Annotated in this window: 16 protein-coding genes; 12 read left to right on the top strand and 4 right to left on the bottom strand. The window is 73.1% G+C overall.

Annotated elements, in window-relative coordinates; all coding sequences use genetic code 11:
* The first annotated feature begins 7 nt into the window (after positions 1–7).
* The 10 genes from JQN84_RS22480 (at position 8) to JQN84_RS22435 (ending at position 8435) form a co-directional block, all read left to right on the top strand.
* Entirely contained in the window at positions 8–1003 is a 996-nt protein-coding gene (locus JQN84_RS22480; RefSeq protein ID WP_204960508.1) for a zinc-dependent alcohol dehydrogenase, read from the top strand.
* Complete coding sequence (locus JQN84_RS22475) at positions 991–1389, top strand: 6-pyruvoyl trahydropterin synthase family protein (RefSeq protein ID WP_204960507.1); 399 nt, start codon at positions 991–993, stop codon at positions 1387–1389. Before JQN84_RS22480 ends, JQN84_RS22475 begins: the two co-directional genes overlap by 13 nt.
* 3 nt (positions 1390–1392) lie before the next feature.
* Complete coding sequence (locus JQN84_RS22470) at positions 1393–2427, top strand: glycosyltransferase family 4 protein (protein WP_204960506.1); 1035 nt, start codon at positions 1393–1395, stop codon at positions 2425–2427.
* Positions 2424–3350: a class I SAM-dependent methyltransferase gene (locus tag JQN84_RS22465; protein ID WP_239485954.1), complete on the top strand. Its 927-nt coding sequence runs from the start codon at positions 2424–2426 to the stop codon at positions 3348–3350. Before JQN84_RS22470 ends, JQN84_RS22465 begins: the two co-directional genes overlap by 4 nt.
* A 55-nt stretch (positions 3351–3405) precedes the next feature.
* Complete coding sequence (locus JQN84_RS22460; protein ID WP_204960505.1) at positions 3406–4434, top strand: lysylphosphatidylglycerol synthase domain-containing protein; 1029 nt, start codon at positions 3406–3408, stop codon at positions 4432–4434.
* Positions 4435–4446: 12 nt separating this feature from the next.
* Complete coding sequence (locus JQN84_RS22455) at positions 4447–5103, top strand: GTP cyclohydrolase II (protein WP_204960504.1); 657 nt, start codon at positions 4447–4449, stop codon at positions 5101–5103.
* Between the two features lies 1 nt (position 5104).
* Positions 5105–5875, top strand: coding sequence for a RibD family protein (locus JQN84_RS22450; protein ID WP_204960503.1), 771 nt, complete (start codon positions 5105–5107; stop codon positions 5873–5875).
* A gap of 14 nt (positions 5876–5889) precedes the next feature.
* Positions 5890–6627, top strand: coding sequence for a zf-HC2 domain-containing protein (locus JQN84_RS22445; protein WP_204960743.1), 738 nt, complete (start codon positions 5890–5892; stop codon positions 6625–6627).
* A gap of 91 nt (positions 6628–6718) precedes the next feature.
* Positions 6719–7414 carry a response regulator transcription factor gene (locus tag JQN84_RS22440; protein ID WP_204960502.1) on the top strand — a complete coding sequence of 232 codons (696 nt, stop codon included), beginning with the start codon at positions 6719–6721 and terminating at the stop codon, positions 7412–7414.
* Complete coding sequence (locus JQN84_RS22435; RefSeq protein ID WP_204960501.1) at positions 7407–8435, top strand: sensor histidine kinase; 1029 nt, start codon at positions 7407–7409, stop codon at positions 8433–8435. Before JQN84_RS22440 ends, JQN84_RS22435 begins: the two co-directional genes overlap by 8 nt.
* Positions 8436–8480: 45 nt before the next feature.
* On the opposite strand, the gene rfbA is transcribed toward JQN84_RS22435, so the two are convergent.
* Positions 8481–9356: a glucose-1-phosphate thymidylyltransferase RfbA gene (gene rfbA, locus JQN84_RS22430; RefSeq protein ID WP_204960500.1), complete on the bottom strand. Its 876-nt coding sequence runs from the start codon at positions 9354–9356 to the stop codon at positions 8481–8483.
* Between the two features lie 50 nt (positions 9357–9406).
* Positions 9407–9601, bottom strand: coding sequence for a hypothetical protein (locus JQN84_RS22425; protein WP_204960499.1), 195 nt, complete (start codon positions 9599–9601; stop codon positions 9407–9409).
* A gap of 433 nt (positions 9602–10034) precedes the next feature.
* On the opposite strand from JQN84_RS22425, the gene JQN84_RS22420 reads away from it, so the two are divergent.
* Positions 10035–10793, top strand: a complete 759-nt coding sequence (locus JQN84_RS22420) for a helix-turn-helix domain-containing protein (RefSeq protein WP_204960498.1) — start codon at positions 10035–10037, stop codon at positions 10791–10793.
* A 109-nt stretch (positions 10794–10902) separates the two neighbouring features.
* Here JQN84_RS22420 and JQN84_RS22415 read toward each other — a convergent pair whose 3' ends face one another.
* On the bottom strand, positions 10903–11940 hold the full coding sequence (locus JQN84_RS22415; protein WP_204960497.1) for an enediyne biosynthesis protein: 1038 nt from the start codon (positions 11938–11940) through the stop codon (positions 10903–10905).
* Positions 11937–13844 (bottom strand): CRTAC1 family protein, encoded by a 1908-nt coding sequence (locus JQN84_RS22410; protein ID WP_204960496.1) that lies wholly within the window; start codon positions 13842–13844, stop codon positions 11937–11939. Before JQN84_RS22410 ends, JQN84_RS22415 begins: the two co-directional genes overlap by 4 nt.
* A gap of 838 nt (positions 13845–14682) precedes the next feature.
* Here JQN84_RS22410 and JQN84_RS22405 point away from each other — a divergent pair.
* Entirely contained in the window at positions 14683–15468 is a 786-nt protein-coding gene (locus JQN84_RS22405) for a helix-turn-helix domain-containing protein (RefSeq protein ID WP_204960495.1), read from the top strand.
* Positions 15469–15719 lie beyond the last annotated feature (251 nt).

Here is a 15719-nt window from a genome sequence, read left to right as displayed (position 1 = left end):
AACCCGCGTGATCCACGATGCCCGGGCCTTCTGGCTCCGCTCCCCCGGCGTCGGTGAGCTGCGGCCGGTGACCCTGCCCACGCCCGGCCCCGACGAGGTGCTGGTCCGCAGCCGCTACTCCGGGGTGAGCCGCGGCACCGAGACGCTGGTGTTCACCGGCAGTGTGCCACCGGGCCAGTACACGGCGATGCGCGCCCCGTTCCAGGAGGGCGACTTCCCCGCCCCGGTCAAGTACGGCTACCTCAGCGTGGGGGTGGTCGAGGCCGGCCCGGCGGCACTGCGCGGGCGGACGGTGTTCTGCCTGCATCCGCACCAGAGCGCGTACGTGGTGCCGGCCTCGGCGGTGATCCCGGTGCCGGACGACGTGCCGGCGGCCCGCGCGGTGCTCGCCGGCACGGTGGAGACGGCGGTCAACGCGCTGTGGGACGCCGCCCCGCTGGTCGGCGACCGGGTCAGCGTGGTCGGCGGCGGGATGGTGGGGTGCAGCGTGGCGGCCCTGCTGGCCCGGTTCCCCGGGGTACGGGTGGAACTGGTCGACGCCGATCCGGCGCGGGCGGCGGTCGCCGCGGCGCTGGGCGTCGACTTCGCCCTGCCTGCGGCGGCGACCGGGGGCCGGGACCTGGTGGTGCACGCCAGCGCCACCGCCGCCGGGTTGCAACGCAGCCTGGACCTGCTCGCCCCGGAGGGCACCGTGGTCGAGCTGAGCTGGTACGGCGACCGGCCGGTGGAGCTGTCACTCGGTGGGGCGTTCCACGCCGGCCGGTTGACGGTCCGCAGCAGCCAGGTCGGCACGGTGTCCCCCGCGCGGGCGTCCCGGCGGAGCTTCGCCGACCGGCTGACGCTCGCCCTGGAGTTGCTCGCCGACCCGGTGTTCGACGCGTTGCTGACCGGGCGGTCCCGCTTCGCGGAGCTGCCCGCCGTGCTCGACCGGCTGGCCTCGGGCGACCTGCCCGCGCTGTGCCACCTGATCACCTACGACGAGGAGACGCCGTGTTCAGCGTGACCGTACGGGACCACATCATGATCGCCCACAGCTTCCGGGGGGAGGTGTTCGGGCCGGCGCAGAAGCTGCACGGGGCGACCTTCGTCGTCGACGCCACCTTCCGCCGCACCGAACTCGACGACGACGGCATCGTGGTGGACATCGGCCGGGCGACCGACGAGCTGAAGGCGGTGCTGGCCGACCTGACGTACCGCAACCTCGACGACGAGCCGGCGTTCGCCGGGCAGAACACCACCACCGAGGTGCTGTGCCGGGCCATCGCCGACCGGCTCGCCGACCGGGTGCACGCCGGTGGGCTCGGCGCGGGTGCCCGGGAGCTGGCCGGGCTCACGGTCACCCTGCACGAGTCGCACATCGCCTGGGCCAGCTACGAGCGGTCGTTGTAGCCCGTGCGGGCGGTGCACGTCGTCCTGCCCGGCGACATCGACGACCCGGCCACCCCCAGCGGCGGCAACGCGTACGACAGGCGGGTCTGCGCCGGGCTGGCGGCGGCCGGCTGGACGGTGCGCGAGCACGGCGTACCCGGGAACTGGCCGCACCCCGACGAGGCGGCGCGGGCGCGGCTGGCCGGGCTGCTCGCGGCCCTGCCCGACGGGGCTGCGGTGCTCTACGACGGGCTGGTCGCCTCGACCGTGCCGGAGCTGCTGGCGGCGCAGGCGGGCCGGCTGCGTCAGGTGGTGCTGGTGCACATGCCGCTCGGCGACGACGCCGAGGCCCGCGCCCTGCCGCTGGCCGATGCGCTCGTCACCACCAGCGGCTGGACCCGGGAGTTGCTGCTGGCCAGGCATCCGGTTTCGCCGGACCGGGTGACGGTGGCGGTCCCCGGGGTCGACCCGGCCGACGTCGCCCCCGGCACGGCCGCCGGCACGGCGCTGCTCTGCGTCGCGGCGGTCACCCCGGTCAAGGGGCACGACGTGCTGCTCGACGCGCTGACCGGGCTGGTCGACCGGCCGTGGACGCTGGACTGCGTCGGCGCGCTGGACCGTGACCCGGCCTTCGTGGCCGGGTTGCGGCAGCGGGTGGACCGGGAGGGGCTCACCGGACGGGTGCGCTGGCACGGCCCGCTGACCGGGCCGGCGTTGAACGCGGCGTACGCCGGGGCGGATCTGCTGGTCCTGCCGTCGCGGGCAGAGACCTACGGGATGGTGGTGGTCGAGGCCGTGGCCCGGGGGATTCCGGTGCTGGGCAGCACGGTCGGCGGGGTGCCGGAGGCGCTGGGCCGGGCCGGTGACGGCGCCGCGCCCGGCGTGCTGGTGCCGCCGGGCGACCCGGTGGCCCTGGCCGGCGCCCTGCGCCGCTGGCTGCACTCGGCCGACCTGCGGGACCGGCTGCGCCACGCGGCCCGGGGCCGGCGGGCCGACCTGCCCGGGTGGCCGGGCACCGTGACGACGATCTGCCAGGTGCTGGACGGAGTGAGGACATGACCGCGTACGCCACCGAACCGTTCGCCGACTGGCTGCGGCTGCGGGAACCCGCCGACGCCGACGCCCGCAGCGGGGAGCTGGTCGACCTGCTCCGCGCCCGGCTCACCGGCACCGGACCGGCCGCCGGTGCCGGGGCGTCGGACCTGTCGCCGGCCGGTGAGGGCGGGCCCGGGATGCTGGTGGCCGGCGTCGGGTCCGTCACGTCGCTGCGTGGGGACCGGCCGTGGGTGGTGCACGACCTGGGCAGCGGCACCGGGTCGATGCTGCGCTGGCTGGCCCCGCTGCTGCCCGGCCCGCAGCGTTGGGTGCTGCACGACCGGGACCCGGGGCTGCTGGAGCGGGCCGGCGCGGTGGTGCCGGTGGCCGCCGACGGCAGCCCGGTGGAGGTGACCACCCGGCGGGGCGACATCACCCGGCTGACCGCCGCCGACCTGGCCGACGCGGACCTGGTCACCGCGTCGGCGCTACTGGACATGCTCACCCCCGACGAGATCGCCCGGATCGTGGCCGCCTGCGTCGGGGTCGGCTGCCCGAGCCTGTTCGTGCTCTCGGTGGTCGGTCGGGTCCGGTTCGACCCCGCCGACCCGCTGGACGCCGAGATCGCCGCCGCCTTCGACGCCCACCAGCGGCGTACGGTCGACGGCCGGGTGCTGCTCGGCCCGGACGCCGCCGGGGCGACCGTCGCCGAGTTCGCCGGGCACGGGATGCCGGTGACCGTGCGGGAGACCCCGTGGCGGCTCGGGCCGCAGCAGGCGGAGCTGATCGTGGAGTGGTTCGACGGCTGGCTGGAGGCGGCCGTCGAGCAGCGCCCCGACCTGGCCGACCGGACCGCCGGGTACGCCAGGTGGCGGCGGGCCGAGGCGGCGGCCGGTCGGCTCACCGTCACCGTCGGCCACGAGGACCTGCTCGCCGGGGTGGAATGAACCGGTTCGCCGGCCGGTACGTGAGAAGGGACAGGATCTCCGGAGGAGGAACCGCGTGTCATCCGATGCCACCGGCACGTCACCCGCCCGTGCCCGTACGGCCTGGGCCTGGGTGAGCAATCTGGGCGGGGTGGCCCTGGTCGGCGCGCTGCTGTGGTGGCTGGGCACCGGCCCGGCCCTGGCCGGGTTGCGCCGGATCGACGCCCCGGCGGTGCTGGCCGCGCTGGCCCTGGGCGCGCTGGCCGCGGTCGGTTGCGCGTGGCGGTGGCGGCTGGTCGCCGAGGCGCTCGGCGTCCGGCTGCCGCTGGGCACGGCGGTGGCCGACTGCTACCGGGCGGTCTTCCTCAACGCGACGCTGCCCGGCGGGGTGCTCGGCGACGTGCACCGGGCGGTACGGCACGGCCGGGAGGCCGGTGACCTGGGCCGGGCGGTGCGGGCGGTGGTCTGGGAACGGACCGCCGGGCAGCTGGTCCAGGTGGTGCTGGCGGTGGCGCTGCTGCTGGCGTTGCCGTCGCCGGTGCGGCCGTACCTGCCGACGGTGACGGCGGTGGCGGTGGCGGTGGGCCTGGTGCTGGTGGTGCTGGTGCGGGCGCTGCCCCGGTCGGGGCCGTCGCGGCGGGCCCGCGCGGTGCGCGCCGCCGTCGCCGACGTGCGGGCCGGGCTGCTGGGCCGGCGGACCGGGCCGGGGGTGCTGCTGACCTCGACCGTGGTGGTGGGCTGCCACCTGGGCACGTTCGTGCTCGCGGCCCGGGTGGCGGGGGTCACCGCGCCGTTGTCGGTGCTGGTGCCGCTGACCCTGCTGGCATTGTTGGCGATGGGCCTGCCCGCCAACATGGCGGGTTTCGGCCCGCGCGAGGGCGTCGCCGCCTGGGCGTTCGGGGCCGCCGGCCTCGGTGCCGCCGAGGGGGTGGCGACCGCCCTGGTGTACGGAGCACTGGTGCTGGTGGCGGCCCTGCCGGGCGCCGCCGTGCTGGTGCTGCGGGGTCGCCCGTCCGCGCTGCGTGGACGACCGGGTGACCGTACGGTGGGAAGCCAGGGTGGTTCCTCACCGGTACCCGCTGCCGGGCTCGCCGGCAGCGCCTGACAGAGGAGACACATGTACGACGCACTGCCGGCCGCGACGGTCCGGACACAGGTCACCGTCCCGCTGCGGTTCCCCGACGGGTACGCCACCACGGCCCGGGTCTTCTCCTTCGACGGGCTGGTGGACGGGCGGGAGCACCTGGCGTTCGGGCTGGGCGACTGGGCGGGCGCGCTGCGCCGGCACGCGGCGGGCGGGGCGGCGCCGCTGGTCCGCCCGCACAGCGAGTGCCTGACCGGGGACGTCTTCGGCAGCCAGCGCTGCGACTGCGGCCCGCAACTGCGCGAGGCGGTCCAGCGGATCTCCGACGCCGGGGGTTTCCTGCTCTACCTGCGGCAGGAGGGGCGCGGCATCGGCCTCTACCCGAAGCTGGACGCGTACGCCCTGCAGGACGCCGGGTTGGACACCTACGAGGCGAACGTGGCGCTCGGGCACGACGAGGACGAACGGGACTACCGGGCCGCCGCACAGATGCTGGCGGTGCTGGAGGTGCCGGAGCTGGTGCTGCTGAGCAGCAACCCGGACAAGGCCGAGCAGTTGACCCGGCTGGGGGTGACGGTCGCCGAGGTGGTGCCGACCGGGGTGTTCCTCTCCCCCGCCAACGCCGACTACCTGGCGGCGAAGGCCAGCCGGGCCGCCGCCCGGGCCGTCGACCTGCCGTCGTTGAACTGAGATGGGTGTCGTACCGGCCGGGACGGCGGCCACCGCCGTGCCGGCGACAACAGCCACCGCCGTGCCGGCGTCGACCGGGCGGCCGTACGTGCTGTTGAGCTGCGCCACGTCGATCGACGGCTACATCGACGACGCCACGCAGGAGCGGCTGCTGCTGTCCAATGCCGAGGACATGGAGCGCATCGACGCCGTCCGGGCCGGGTGTGACGCGATCCTGGTCGGGGCGGGCACGATCCGGGCCGACGATCCCCGGCTGGTGGTCCGCTCGGCGCGGCTGCGGGCCGCCCGGCAGGCCGCCGGGTTGCCGCCGTCGCCGGTGAAGGTGACGATGACCGCCCGGGGGCTGCTGGACCCGCAGGCCCGCTTCTTCACCGTCGGGGACGCCGAGAAGGTCGTCTACTGCGCCTCACCGGCGGTGGACACGACCACCGAGCTGCTGGCCGGGCTGGCCACGGTGGTCGACGCCGGTGACCCGTTGGACCCGGCCCGGGTGCTGGCCGACCTGGCCGGCCGGGGGGTGGGGCGGCTGATGGTGGAGGGCGGCGCGGCGGTGCACGCCCAGTTCCTGACCGCCGGCCTCGCCGACGAGCTGCACCTCGTGGTCGCCCCGTTCTTCGTCGGCGACCGACGGGCCCCCCGGTTCGTCGGTGACGGCGCGTTCCCGTGGCATCCGGGCCGGCGGGCCCGGGTCGCCGAGGTACGCCAGATCGGCGACGTGGTGCTGACGCGGTACGCCCTGTCGGAGCGCTGCGCCGGCGGGGTGCCGGGATGAGCGACAATCGCCCGATGGGGTGCGCATCGTGGCGGGAGATCCTGTCGGCCCAGCTCGACGGGGAGGAGACCGCCGAGGAGCGGGTGGCGGTGCAGGCGCACCTCGACGGCTGCGCGGACTGCCGTGCCTGGCACGGGGTCGCCGCGATGGTGACCCGGCGGGCCCGGACCCGGGTGGTGACGACGGCACCGGACCTGACCGGGGCGATCCTCGCCGCCGTGCCGCCACCGACGCCCCGGCGCGTCGTGCGGTGGCGCGGTGGGCTGGTCACCGGGTTGCGGACGGCGCTGGGCCTGCTCGGCGCGGTCCAGCTCGCCCTCGGGTTGGCCCAGGTGGGTCAGGGTGTCAACGCCGAGCACCTGCACCCGGCGGGGCAGCACCTGTGGCACGAGTCGGCGGCGTGGAACGTGGCGGTGGGCGCCGGTTTCCTGTTCGTCGCGCTGCGGCGTACCCCGCCGGCCGGGTTGTTGCCGATGCTCAGCGCCTTCGTCGCCACCCTGGTCCTGCTGTCGATCAACGATCTGGTCACCGCGCAGGTGGCGGTGCCCCGGCTGGTCAGTCACGGGTTCCTGGTCGGTGGCTACCTGATCACGGTGCTGTTGTACCGGCTGGGTCCGCGTCCGGCCGGCCCGCCGCAGGGGCGGCGCACCGGGCGGTCCCGGTGGCGGTTGCGGCTCGACGACCTCGACGAGGCCCGCCCGGTCGCGGCGCAGCCGTACGGTGCGCAGGCCCGGGACCGCCGGGCGGCCTGAGCCGCGCCGACCGTAAGCCTCTGGCAAGGTTTGCGGCGGGCCGGGCCGGGGTGCGCGGGGCTACGCTGACCGGCACGACAGGGAGGTGCCGGTGGCGCAGCGGGTGCTGGTGGTCGACGACGACCGGACGGTCAGCGACGTGGTGTGCCGCTATCTGGAGCACGCCGGCTACCAGGTGGACCACGTCGGGGACGGGGCCGCCGCGCTGGCCGCCGTGGCCGCCGCGCCGCCGCAGCTGGTGGTCCTGGACGTGATGCTGCCGGTGCTCGACGGGTTGGAGGTGTGCCGGCGGCTGCGGCAGCGGCCGGACGGCGTACCCATCGTGATGTTGACCGCCCGGGGCGACGAGGCGGACCGGATCCTCGGCCTGCAACTGGGCGCGGACGACTACCTGAGCAAGCCGTTCTCCCCCCGGGAGCTGGTGCTGCGGGTCCGATCGGTGCTGCGCCGGGCCGGCGGTGAACCGGTCACGGCGGCGGCGCGGGTGCTCGACGACGGCGGGTTGACCGTGGCGACCGGCCCCCGGGTGGCCCGGCTGCACGGGCGGGAGCTGGCCCTGACCCTGCGCGAGTTCGACCTGCTCGCCCACCTCATGCAGCATCCCACCCGGGCGCTGTCCCGGGCCGAGCTGCTGGAACGGGTCTGGGGGTGGCGGTTCGGCGACCAGTCCACGGTGACCGTGCACGTACGCCGGCTGCGGGAGAAGATCGAGGACGATCCGGCCAACCCGCGCCGCATCGTCACGGTCTGGGGTGTCGGCTACCGGTACGAGCCGGTCGATGACTGACCTGGCGCTGATCTTCGGGGCGGCGCTGGTCGCGGCGGGCGGGGTGGGGCTGCTCGGTGCCGGGGTGCTGCGGCTGCTGCGCGGCCGGTCCATCACCGTGCACGTCACGGTGCTGCTGGCGATGACGGTGGGCGCGGTGGTGGCCGGGGTGGCGGTGATCGCCGAGGCGATGTTCCTCTCCCCGCACGACCTGGAGGTGGTGTTGATCACCGTCTCGGCGGCGGCCCTGGTCAGCCTCGCGGTCGGCTGGCTGTTCGCCAGGCGGCTCGCCTCGGCGGCGGTCTGGGCCGACCAGGCGCGGGCCCGGGAACGGCGGATCGAGAAGGGGCGGCGGGACCTGGTCGCCTGGGTCTCGCACGACCTGCGGACCCCGCTGGCCGGGCTGCGGGCGATGGCGGAGGCGCTGGAGGACCGGGTGGTCGCCGACCCGGACACGGTCGACGAGTACCACCGCCGCATCCGGGTGGAGACCGACCGGATGACCCGGCTGGTCGACGACCTGTTCGAACTGTCCCGGATCAACGCCGGGGCGCTGCGGCTGTCGCTGTCGGCGGTGCCGCTGGGTGACGTGGTCTCCGACGCACTGGCCGGCACCGCGCCGCTGGCCGCCGCCCGCCGCATCCGGCTGGTGTCCGCCGCCTCGGGCTGGCCGACGGTGGCCGCCAGTGAGCGCGAGTTGAGCCGGGTGGTGGGCAACCTGCTGCTCAACGCGGTGCGGTACACGCCGGCCGACGGCACGGTACGGGTCAACGCCGGGCGCGACGGTGACGTCGCCTGGCTGGCCGTCGCCGACACCTGCGGCGGCATCCCGGAGGCCGACCTGCCCCGGCTGTTCGACGTGGCGTTCCGGGGCGAGCCGGCGCGCACCCCGCACGCGGGCAGCGGGCCGCTGGCCGGGTCCGGCGGGTTGGGGCTGGCCATCGTGCGCGGGCTGGTCGAGGCGCACGGCGGCCGGGTGGACGTGCACAACGTCGCCGAGGGCTGCCGGTTCGTCGTCCGGCTGCCGTTGGCGACCGGCTGACGGCGGCGCGCGGCGGGCCTGCGGCGCGACGGCGGACCGCACGGGTCAGGCGCCGAACTCCTCGGCGATGTCCATCACGTAGCGGCCGTAGTCGGAGCCGGCCATGGCGGCGCCGAGCCGGTGGCAGGCCGCCGCGTCGATGTAGCCCATCCGCAGCGCCGTCTCCTCCAGGCAGGCGATCCGGACGCCCTGGCGTTCCTGCATGGTCTGCACGTAGACGCTGGCCTGTAGCAGTGACTCCGGGGTGCCGGTGTCCAGCCAGGCGAAGCCGCGCCCGAGGTCGACCAGGCGGGCCCGACCCCGGTCGACGTAGACCCGGTTGACGTCGGTGATCTCCAGTTCTCCCCGGCGGGACGGCCTGATGTTCTTGGCGATGTCGACGACCTCGTGGTCGTAGAGGTACAGGCCGGTGATGGCGCGGTTGGAGTGCGGTTGGGACGGTTTCTCCTGGATGTCGCGCAGGGTGCCGTCGGGGCCGGTGACGCCGACGCCGTAGCGCTGCGGGTCGTGGACCGGGTAGCCGAACAGGGTGCAGCCGCTGACCGCGGCGGTCTCCTCGCGCAGCAGCCGGGAGAACGCGGTGCCGTGGAAGATGTTGTCGCCCAGGATCAGCGCGCTGGGGTGGCCGGCGACGTGGTCCGCGCCGATCAGGAACGCCTCGGCGATGCCGCGTGGCTCGGGTTGCGCGGCGTAGGAGATGGCCAGGCCGAGCCGGGAGCCGTCGCCGAGCAGCAGCCGGAACTGCGGCAGGTCGGCCGGCTTGGCGATGACCAGGATGTCCCGGATGCCGGCCAGCATCAGCACCGACAACGGGTAGTAGATCATGGGCTTGTCGCCGACGGGCAGGAGCTGTTTGGACACCGGCACGGTCATCGGGTACAGCCGGGTGCCCGACCCTCCCGCCAGGACGATCCCCTTCACGGGTCCTTCCCTCCTCCGGCCGTCGACGCCGCCGCGGCGGTCGGGCCGGTTCAGTCGAGTCCGCGGATGAGGTGCGGCTCGGTGTCCGGCTCCGACCAGTCGCACTGCCCACGCCGGTTCGCCCGTCCCCAGGCATCCAGGGCGGAGGGCGTCGCGGCCACGCCGGCCGGCCGGGTGGTACGGGGGCGTCCGGGCCCGGGGCGGGCCTCGTCGTCGTCGGCGTTGTCGGCCATCGTGTTCCCCATTCCGGGACGCCTCCCATCGTGACCCCGGCGACGGGCCGGGCGCATCTTCGTCGTTGCCCAGGTCAACGGTCGAATCGACGTCCGGCGACGGGTGAACCGTGGGTATCGCTTTTCCGACATCATTCCCCGACCCGGGCGCATCGGGCCATGGCCGCAATCATCACCGGCTAGACGAGGGGTACGCATCCGGAAAAGGCAGCTGTTAGCGCCATTCGGATTGCGCGCCGTTGACCATGCATTGAGGGTGCCCTAGCATTGAGGTCAGCTGATTCGACAAAACCGACAAAGCACTTTTCCTGCCATCAATCCACCAGTTGCCGGTGCCGCCCCGGGGGACGTCGCGGAGCCGGAACGACGCTGCATCGTCGCAGCCCAGACAGGCGATTCACGTCGTAGGAGACCAGCACCCACCATTACGCTCGCCGGGGGCACGATGGAAGACCACAGCAGCAGGGCGGTCCGGCGGGTCATCGCCGAAATGCACCAGAATCTAGGTAAGCAATTCAGCGTGGACGAGATGGCGCGGACCGCCCTGCTGAGCAAGTACCACTTCTGCCGGGTGTTCCACAGGGTGACCGGAGTGTCACCGGGACGCTTTCTCTCGGCGATCCGATTCCAGCGCGCCAAGCACCTGTTGCTGGCCACCTCGTGGAGCGTCACCGACATCAGTCACCACGTCGGCTATACCAGTGTCGGCACGTTCAGCGCCCGGTTCAGCTCCAGCGTCGGCCTCTCCCCCTCCACCTACCGCCGCCTCGGCCGCAGCCCGGGACGGGAGGACCCGTACCGGGCGCTGTGCCCGATCCGCCCCGACCCGGCCGACACCACCGGGCCGACGGTACGCGGGCAGGTCCGGGCGCTGCCCGGGGAGGCGCCCGACTGGATCTTCGTGGGGCTGTTCCCGGAACGCATCCAGCAGGGCAGGCCGGTCAGCTCCACGGTGCTGCCCGGCCCCGGACCGTACCTGCTGGGGCCGGTGCCCCCGGGCACCTGGTTCGTCCTGGCCCACGCGGTGTACCGCCGCCGGTTGGCCACCGGCACCCGCCCGCTGCTGGTCGGGCACCACGGCCCGGTGACGGTCGGCGGGCACTCCCGGTCGGTCCGGGCCGACCTCACCCTGCGCCCCATGCGCACCTTCGATCCGCCCGTGGTACACGCCGCCGGGCTGCCGGCACTGCTGCGCACCGGCTGACCGGCGCACCGACCGACGGCGTACCGGAGACCGGCGCGGCGCACCCGCGACACCGGACACGGGCGTGGGGCCGCCCCGACGGGACGACCCCACGTGGTCGTGGACCAGGTCAGCGGGCAAGCGCCGGTGCCGCCGGACTGACCGGCACCGACTCCCGACGACGCTCGCGACCGCGGTCGCGCCACCAGATGCCCCACCACATCAGGCCCCGGACGGCACAGACGATGGTCACGGCGAAGAACAGCGTGTAGACCACGTTGAACGCGACCAGCACCCCGTAGACCCCGGCCACCGCCGAACCGAACATGAACTGGTTGCGGCCCCGCGACGGCGTCGTGCCCGGGTCGGTGATCATGTAGTTGGTGAACAGGACGAAGGCCACCCCGGTCATCGGCACCAGCGCCGCCCAGATCGCCACGTCCAGCACCAGCGCGCGGACCACCGCCTGGATGACGAACCCGCCGAGCCAGCCGACGATCAGCAGCACCTTGCGGGTCAGCATGGCGTTGAGCACCGTGCCGGCGGTGATGATGACCAGCGGGACCATGATGCTGATCGCGTCCGGCACGTTCTCGGTGAACTGGTAGGGCGGCGCGATGTTGACCCAGGAGAAGGCCAGCAGCGTCACCGTGATCCCGAAGTTCGACGGGTTCATGAAGTGCCGCATCCGGCCGTTGACCGGTGCCCGCAGGGCGGTCTTGGCCCCGATCGCGACGACCACGGCGAACGCCACCGGCCAGAACCGGTCGTTGGCGTAGAGCAGCATGTTCGCCGCCAGCGCGGTGATGTGGGTGGGCAGCAGGAAGGTGTACATCCCCCAGACCCCGTTGCCACTGAACGCGGGCCGCCGCTTGCCGGCCCACGCCGACACCATCTCGATTCCGATCTCGGCGGTGTAGCCGACCAGCAGGGCGAAGAACGGCCAGGTCCACGGCTGTTCGAAACCGAGCAGGGTGTAGCCGATGATGTTGAAGATCGACATCGACATGGCGAAGTTGCGCAGCGCCAGGTAGCGCGGGTCCTTCGCGTCCACCCGGGGCACCGCCGGTCGGGCCGTGGGCGGGGCCGCCGGGTCGACGGGCCGGACCCCGCCCGGGACCGTACGCACCGCGGCGTCGGTCACGTCTTCCTGTCTGACGTCAGTCATCGGGTGATCTCCTGGGCGTCGGCGGTCAGCATCAGGTCGTGCCAACCGGAGGTGAGCGAGAGGGTCTGCTTGTGGGTCGCACCGGTCAGGTCACGCCAGCACACCTCGGCCGACACCGGACGGTCCCCGGCGGAGCCCAGCCCGAAGAAGACGTCGAAGCTGCGCTTGCCCGAGTGACCACCGCCGCCGTCGAGCTGGGCGATCTGGGTGAGCCCGTCGGCGGTACGGATCTTGACCTGGGCGCCGTAGGCGGGCGTCCGGGCGTCGGCCGCGCCGCCGACCGTCGGCCGGTGCAGGCGCAGCCCGAGGAAGCCGCCGGGGGACGAGGCGGTGTTGCGGTAGAAGGCCGGCGGTCCCCACTGGCGGGCGACCGCGAAGTCCTGCACACCGTCGGCGTTGGTGTCGGCCACCGCGACGCCCCGGGTCGGGATGGGCACGTCGAGGCCGAGTTCGGCGTTGAGGTTGACGAACGTCTTGCCCTGCCGCACCCAGAACGCCAGCTTGTCGTTGCCGGCGATGTCGTCGCCCGGCTCCGCCTTCGGCCACATCGCCGGGTTGCGCAGCATCAGGTCGTTGGACATCGCCAACTCCTGGAGCCAGGCCCACCGGCTGGTGGTGCCCTTGACGAACCCGTCGGCCTGCACCACCTCCAGGGAGCCGTTGTTGTCGAAGTCGGCCATCTTGGCGTCCCAGCCCCAGCCGGTCCAGGCCATGTTCAGCTTGGACGCCTTGTTGTCGTACGGGGCCACCCCGCGGGTGAGCTTGTCCCGTGCGTCCTGCGGGCTGCCGGCGTTGTTCATCCAGACGAAGTTGCTCTCCTCCAGGCCCCAGGAGCTGGTGATGTTGCTGACGAACATGTCGAACCTGCCCCGGTTGTCGAGGTCACCGAAGTCGATCGACATGCCCTTGAAGGAGTCCTGACCGAGCACCATCGACTTCGGGGTGAACGCGCCCCGGCGGCCGTGGACCTCGGCGAACCTGATCCGGCCCGGGGTCGAGACATTGTGCAGCAGGTGGTCGTGGCCGAAATCGTTGGCCAGGTACAGCTCGGGCAGCAGGTCGCCGTCGATGTCGGCGGAGCCCGCCCCGAGGGTCCAGCCGGTGGAGGCCGGCCCGGGGACCGCCTTCTGCTCGACGTACCGGATCGACGGCTGGTCACCGCCGGTGGCCGCGTCCCACCGCAGCATGTGCGCCCCGCCGGCGTTGCGCGCGTGCGACATGGAGGCGTTCATCTGGACGTTCGGCTGCCCGTCCGGGTCGAGCACCTGGGTGTCGGGGAAGTAGTTGAACACGCCGATGTCCGGGCGGCCGTCGCCGTCGAAGTCGGCGACCGCCACCGCGTTGGTGTTCCACAGCGCGCCCTGGTAGCGGTTGCCCGGACCGGGCTGGGTGGGGATGAGCTCGGTCGGCGCGTAGCTGCCCAGCCGCAGGTCGGTGGCGCTGGCCCGGTGCAGGAACAGCACCGGGGTCCGGCCCCAGTAGTAGACCAGCAGGTCGGTGCGGCCGTCGAGGTTGTAGTCGCCGGGCACGCACCCCATCGGCGCCATCGTGGTGTCGGTGGGCAGCGGGCGGGGGTCGAGGACGAAGGGCTGGTAACGGTCCCCGCTGTCAGGCGCCGGGGTCACCACGGCGGTGTCGCTGCGGGTGTCGACCAGGCACAGGTCGTCGGCCACGCCGTTGCCGTCCAGGTCGTTGAGGGCGATCGCCGCCCCGACCGAGGAGACCCAGGACTTGATGTGCTCGTACTCCGGGTTCACCTCGCGGACCGCGCGGGCGGTGGGTGCGGGTGGCAGCGCGATGGGCAGTTCGGCGAACTGGAACCGTGCGGCCAGCTCCGACCGCTCGGCTGCGGACGCCTCCGGGCGCTGTGCCACGACGAAGAGAATGCTCAGCAGAACGAGCACAAAGGCTGCGGGAGTTGCGCGGCGAAGGAAGCCGGCAGATTGAGACGGCAACAGTCCCCCTACGATTTCGTGGGCGCGTCGTTCGCCCGTTGACTGGTCACTCGGAAGCGCCACCGAACGGCTGGAGATACTGATGATTACCACCCTCCGCGGCGGGGTGAATAACCAACTCTTAAGCCACCGATCAGATGACTCTCGCCCTTTCAGGGGCCACGAACATCGTCAGCCAGAAGCCGAATGGAGTCTTCTCATGGCTTGCTCTCCACCCACTGCGGGGCAGCCGTCGGCACATCGATCACACCGTCACAGCGCGTCCGGCAGCGGTCGCGATGCGTCAAAGTTCTCTGACTTTGCTCTCCTGAACCCTCACCTGACCTGGCCTCAGCCGTGGTGATAGCTACCGCTTAATGGTCTTTGCCGTCTTTCTTCCCCGCAGAGCCGGGCACGCCCGGCCCACCTGCCAGATCGGACGAATCACCGCGCAACACCCCGGTCACCAACCGTCACCTCCCCCGAAAAAAGGCCGCACGCTGCGCCGATGAGGCCGAGGACCACCCGACGGATAGCGAGGATCTCCACTGGCAAATAGGGGAGGGATCGATAGCACGACTATCCATGTTGCCGGCCCCGCCGCTCATTGCCGCCTATCTTTGGTCGCGCTAGCATCAACTCGGCCACAACGGCCAGAGGCAATTTCGACGGCCGCATCCGCGTTTATGCATTGATCGAGACTAAAGGCTCCATCAATCAGCCGGCATAGACACCGTACGCACGCAGTCGCCACAGCCGTGCCCGGAGGATGCCAGCGGCCGACGAATCGAGCACCCTGGGGGAGACCGTGGAAGACGTCATTGAACGGGCGGTGGAGCGAGCCATCGTCACGATGCGGGACAACATCGCCGAGCCGATCACCATCGACGACATGGCCCGTGCCGCGATGTTCAGCAAGTTCCACTTCTCAAGGATCTTCCGCCGGGTCACCGGCGTCTCGCCCGGTCGCTTCCTCTCCGCCATCCGCCTCCAGGAGGCCAAGCACCTGCTGGTCTCCACCACCCTGAACGTCGCCGACATCAGCCTGCGCGTCGGCTACAACAGCGTCGGCACGTTCAGCTCACGGTTCACCCGCAGCGTCGGCATGTCCCCCACCGCCTACCGGCGCTACCGGGGCTTCAGCACGCGCATTCCGCAGGACGAGACCAGGGGTGCCTCGGGGGGACGCACCTCGACCATCCGGGGCACCGTGGCCGGCCCCGACCAGGAGGATCTCGGTTTCGTCTTCGTCGGGCTCTTCCCCGACCCGCTGCCCGAGGGGCGGCCCGTCCGGTGCGCGGTGCTCAACGGCGCCGGCGCGTTCGAGTTGGAGACGGTCCCGGAGGGCCACTGGTACCTGCTCGTGCAGTCGGTACGCCCCGACGGCTCCCTGACCGACGCCCACGACCTGGACCCCGACCACATCTTCGTCGGCTCGCACGGGCCGATCGTCGTCCGCCGCGACCAGGTGGTCCCCCCGATCGACATGCACCTCAAGCCGGCCCGCTCCATCGACCCGCCGGTGCTGCTCGCCCTGCTCGACATCCGCCGGATGGCGCTCGACCAGGTCGGCTACCGGGTCGAGGCGGCCTGACCCGGCCCACCCCACACGGACGGCGGTGTACCCCACCAGCGGGTGGGGTACGCCGCCCCGTCGTGTCCGCCGCCCGGCCGGGTCGGCCGGTGTCCCCCGGGCGACCGCCAGGTCCCACCGGCCCGAACCACCGGGCGACAGGCGGCGGCGACGGGCAGCCGGCAGGCCACGGACCACGGGCCACGGACCACGGACCACGGGCCACGGACCACGGACCACGGGCCACGGACCACGGACCACGGACCACGGAC

The organism is Micromonospora humidisoli, assembly GCF_016900955.1.
Classification (GTDB): domain Bacteria; phylum Actinomycetota; class Actinomycetes; order Mycobacteriales; family Micromonosporaceae; genus Micromonospora; species Micromonospora wenchangensis.
Note: the sequence above shows the minus strand (reverse complement) of the source record. Positions and strands in the feature narration are given on the sequence as shown.

Bases quoted from the DNA above. Each gene is read 5' to 3' on its own strand.
- JQN84_RS22465 (WP_239485954.1), top strand. From the start codon at position 2,424: ATGACCGCGTACGCCACCGAACCGTTCGCCGACTGGCTGCGGCTGCGG.
- JQN84_RS22455 (WP_204960504.1), top strand. From the start codon at position 4,447: ATGTACGACGCACTGCCGGCCGCGACGGTCCGGACACAGGTCACCGTC.
- JQN84_RS22450 (WP_204960503.1), top strand. From the start codon at position 5,105: ATGGGTGTCGTACCGGCCGGGACGGCGGCCACCGCCGTGCCGGCGACA.
- JQN84_RS22445 (WP_204960743.1), top strand. From the start codon at position 5,890: ATGGGGTGCGCATCGTGGCGGGAGATCCTGTCGGCCCAGCTCGACGGG.
- JQN84_RS22435 (WP_204960501.1), top strand. From the start codon at position 7,407: ATGACTGACCTGGCGCTGATCTTCGGGGCGGCGCTGGTCGCGGCGGGC.
- JQN84_RS22425 (WP_204960499.1), bottom strand. From the start codon at position 9,601: ATGGGGAACACGATGGCCGACAACGCCGACGACGACGAGGCCCGCCCC.
- JQN84_RS22420 (WP_204960498.1), top strand. From the start codon at position 10,035: ATGGAAGACCACAGCAGCAGGGCGGTCCGGCGGGTCATCGCCGAAATG.
- JQN84_RS22415 (WP_204960497.1), bottom strand. From the start codon at position 11,940: ATGACTGACGTCAGACAGGAAGACGTGACCGACGCCGCGGTGCGTACG.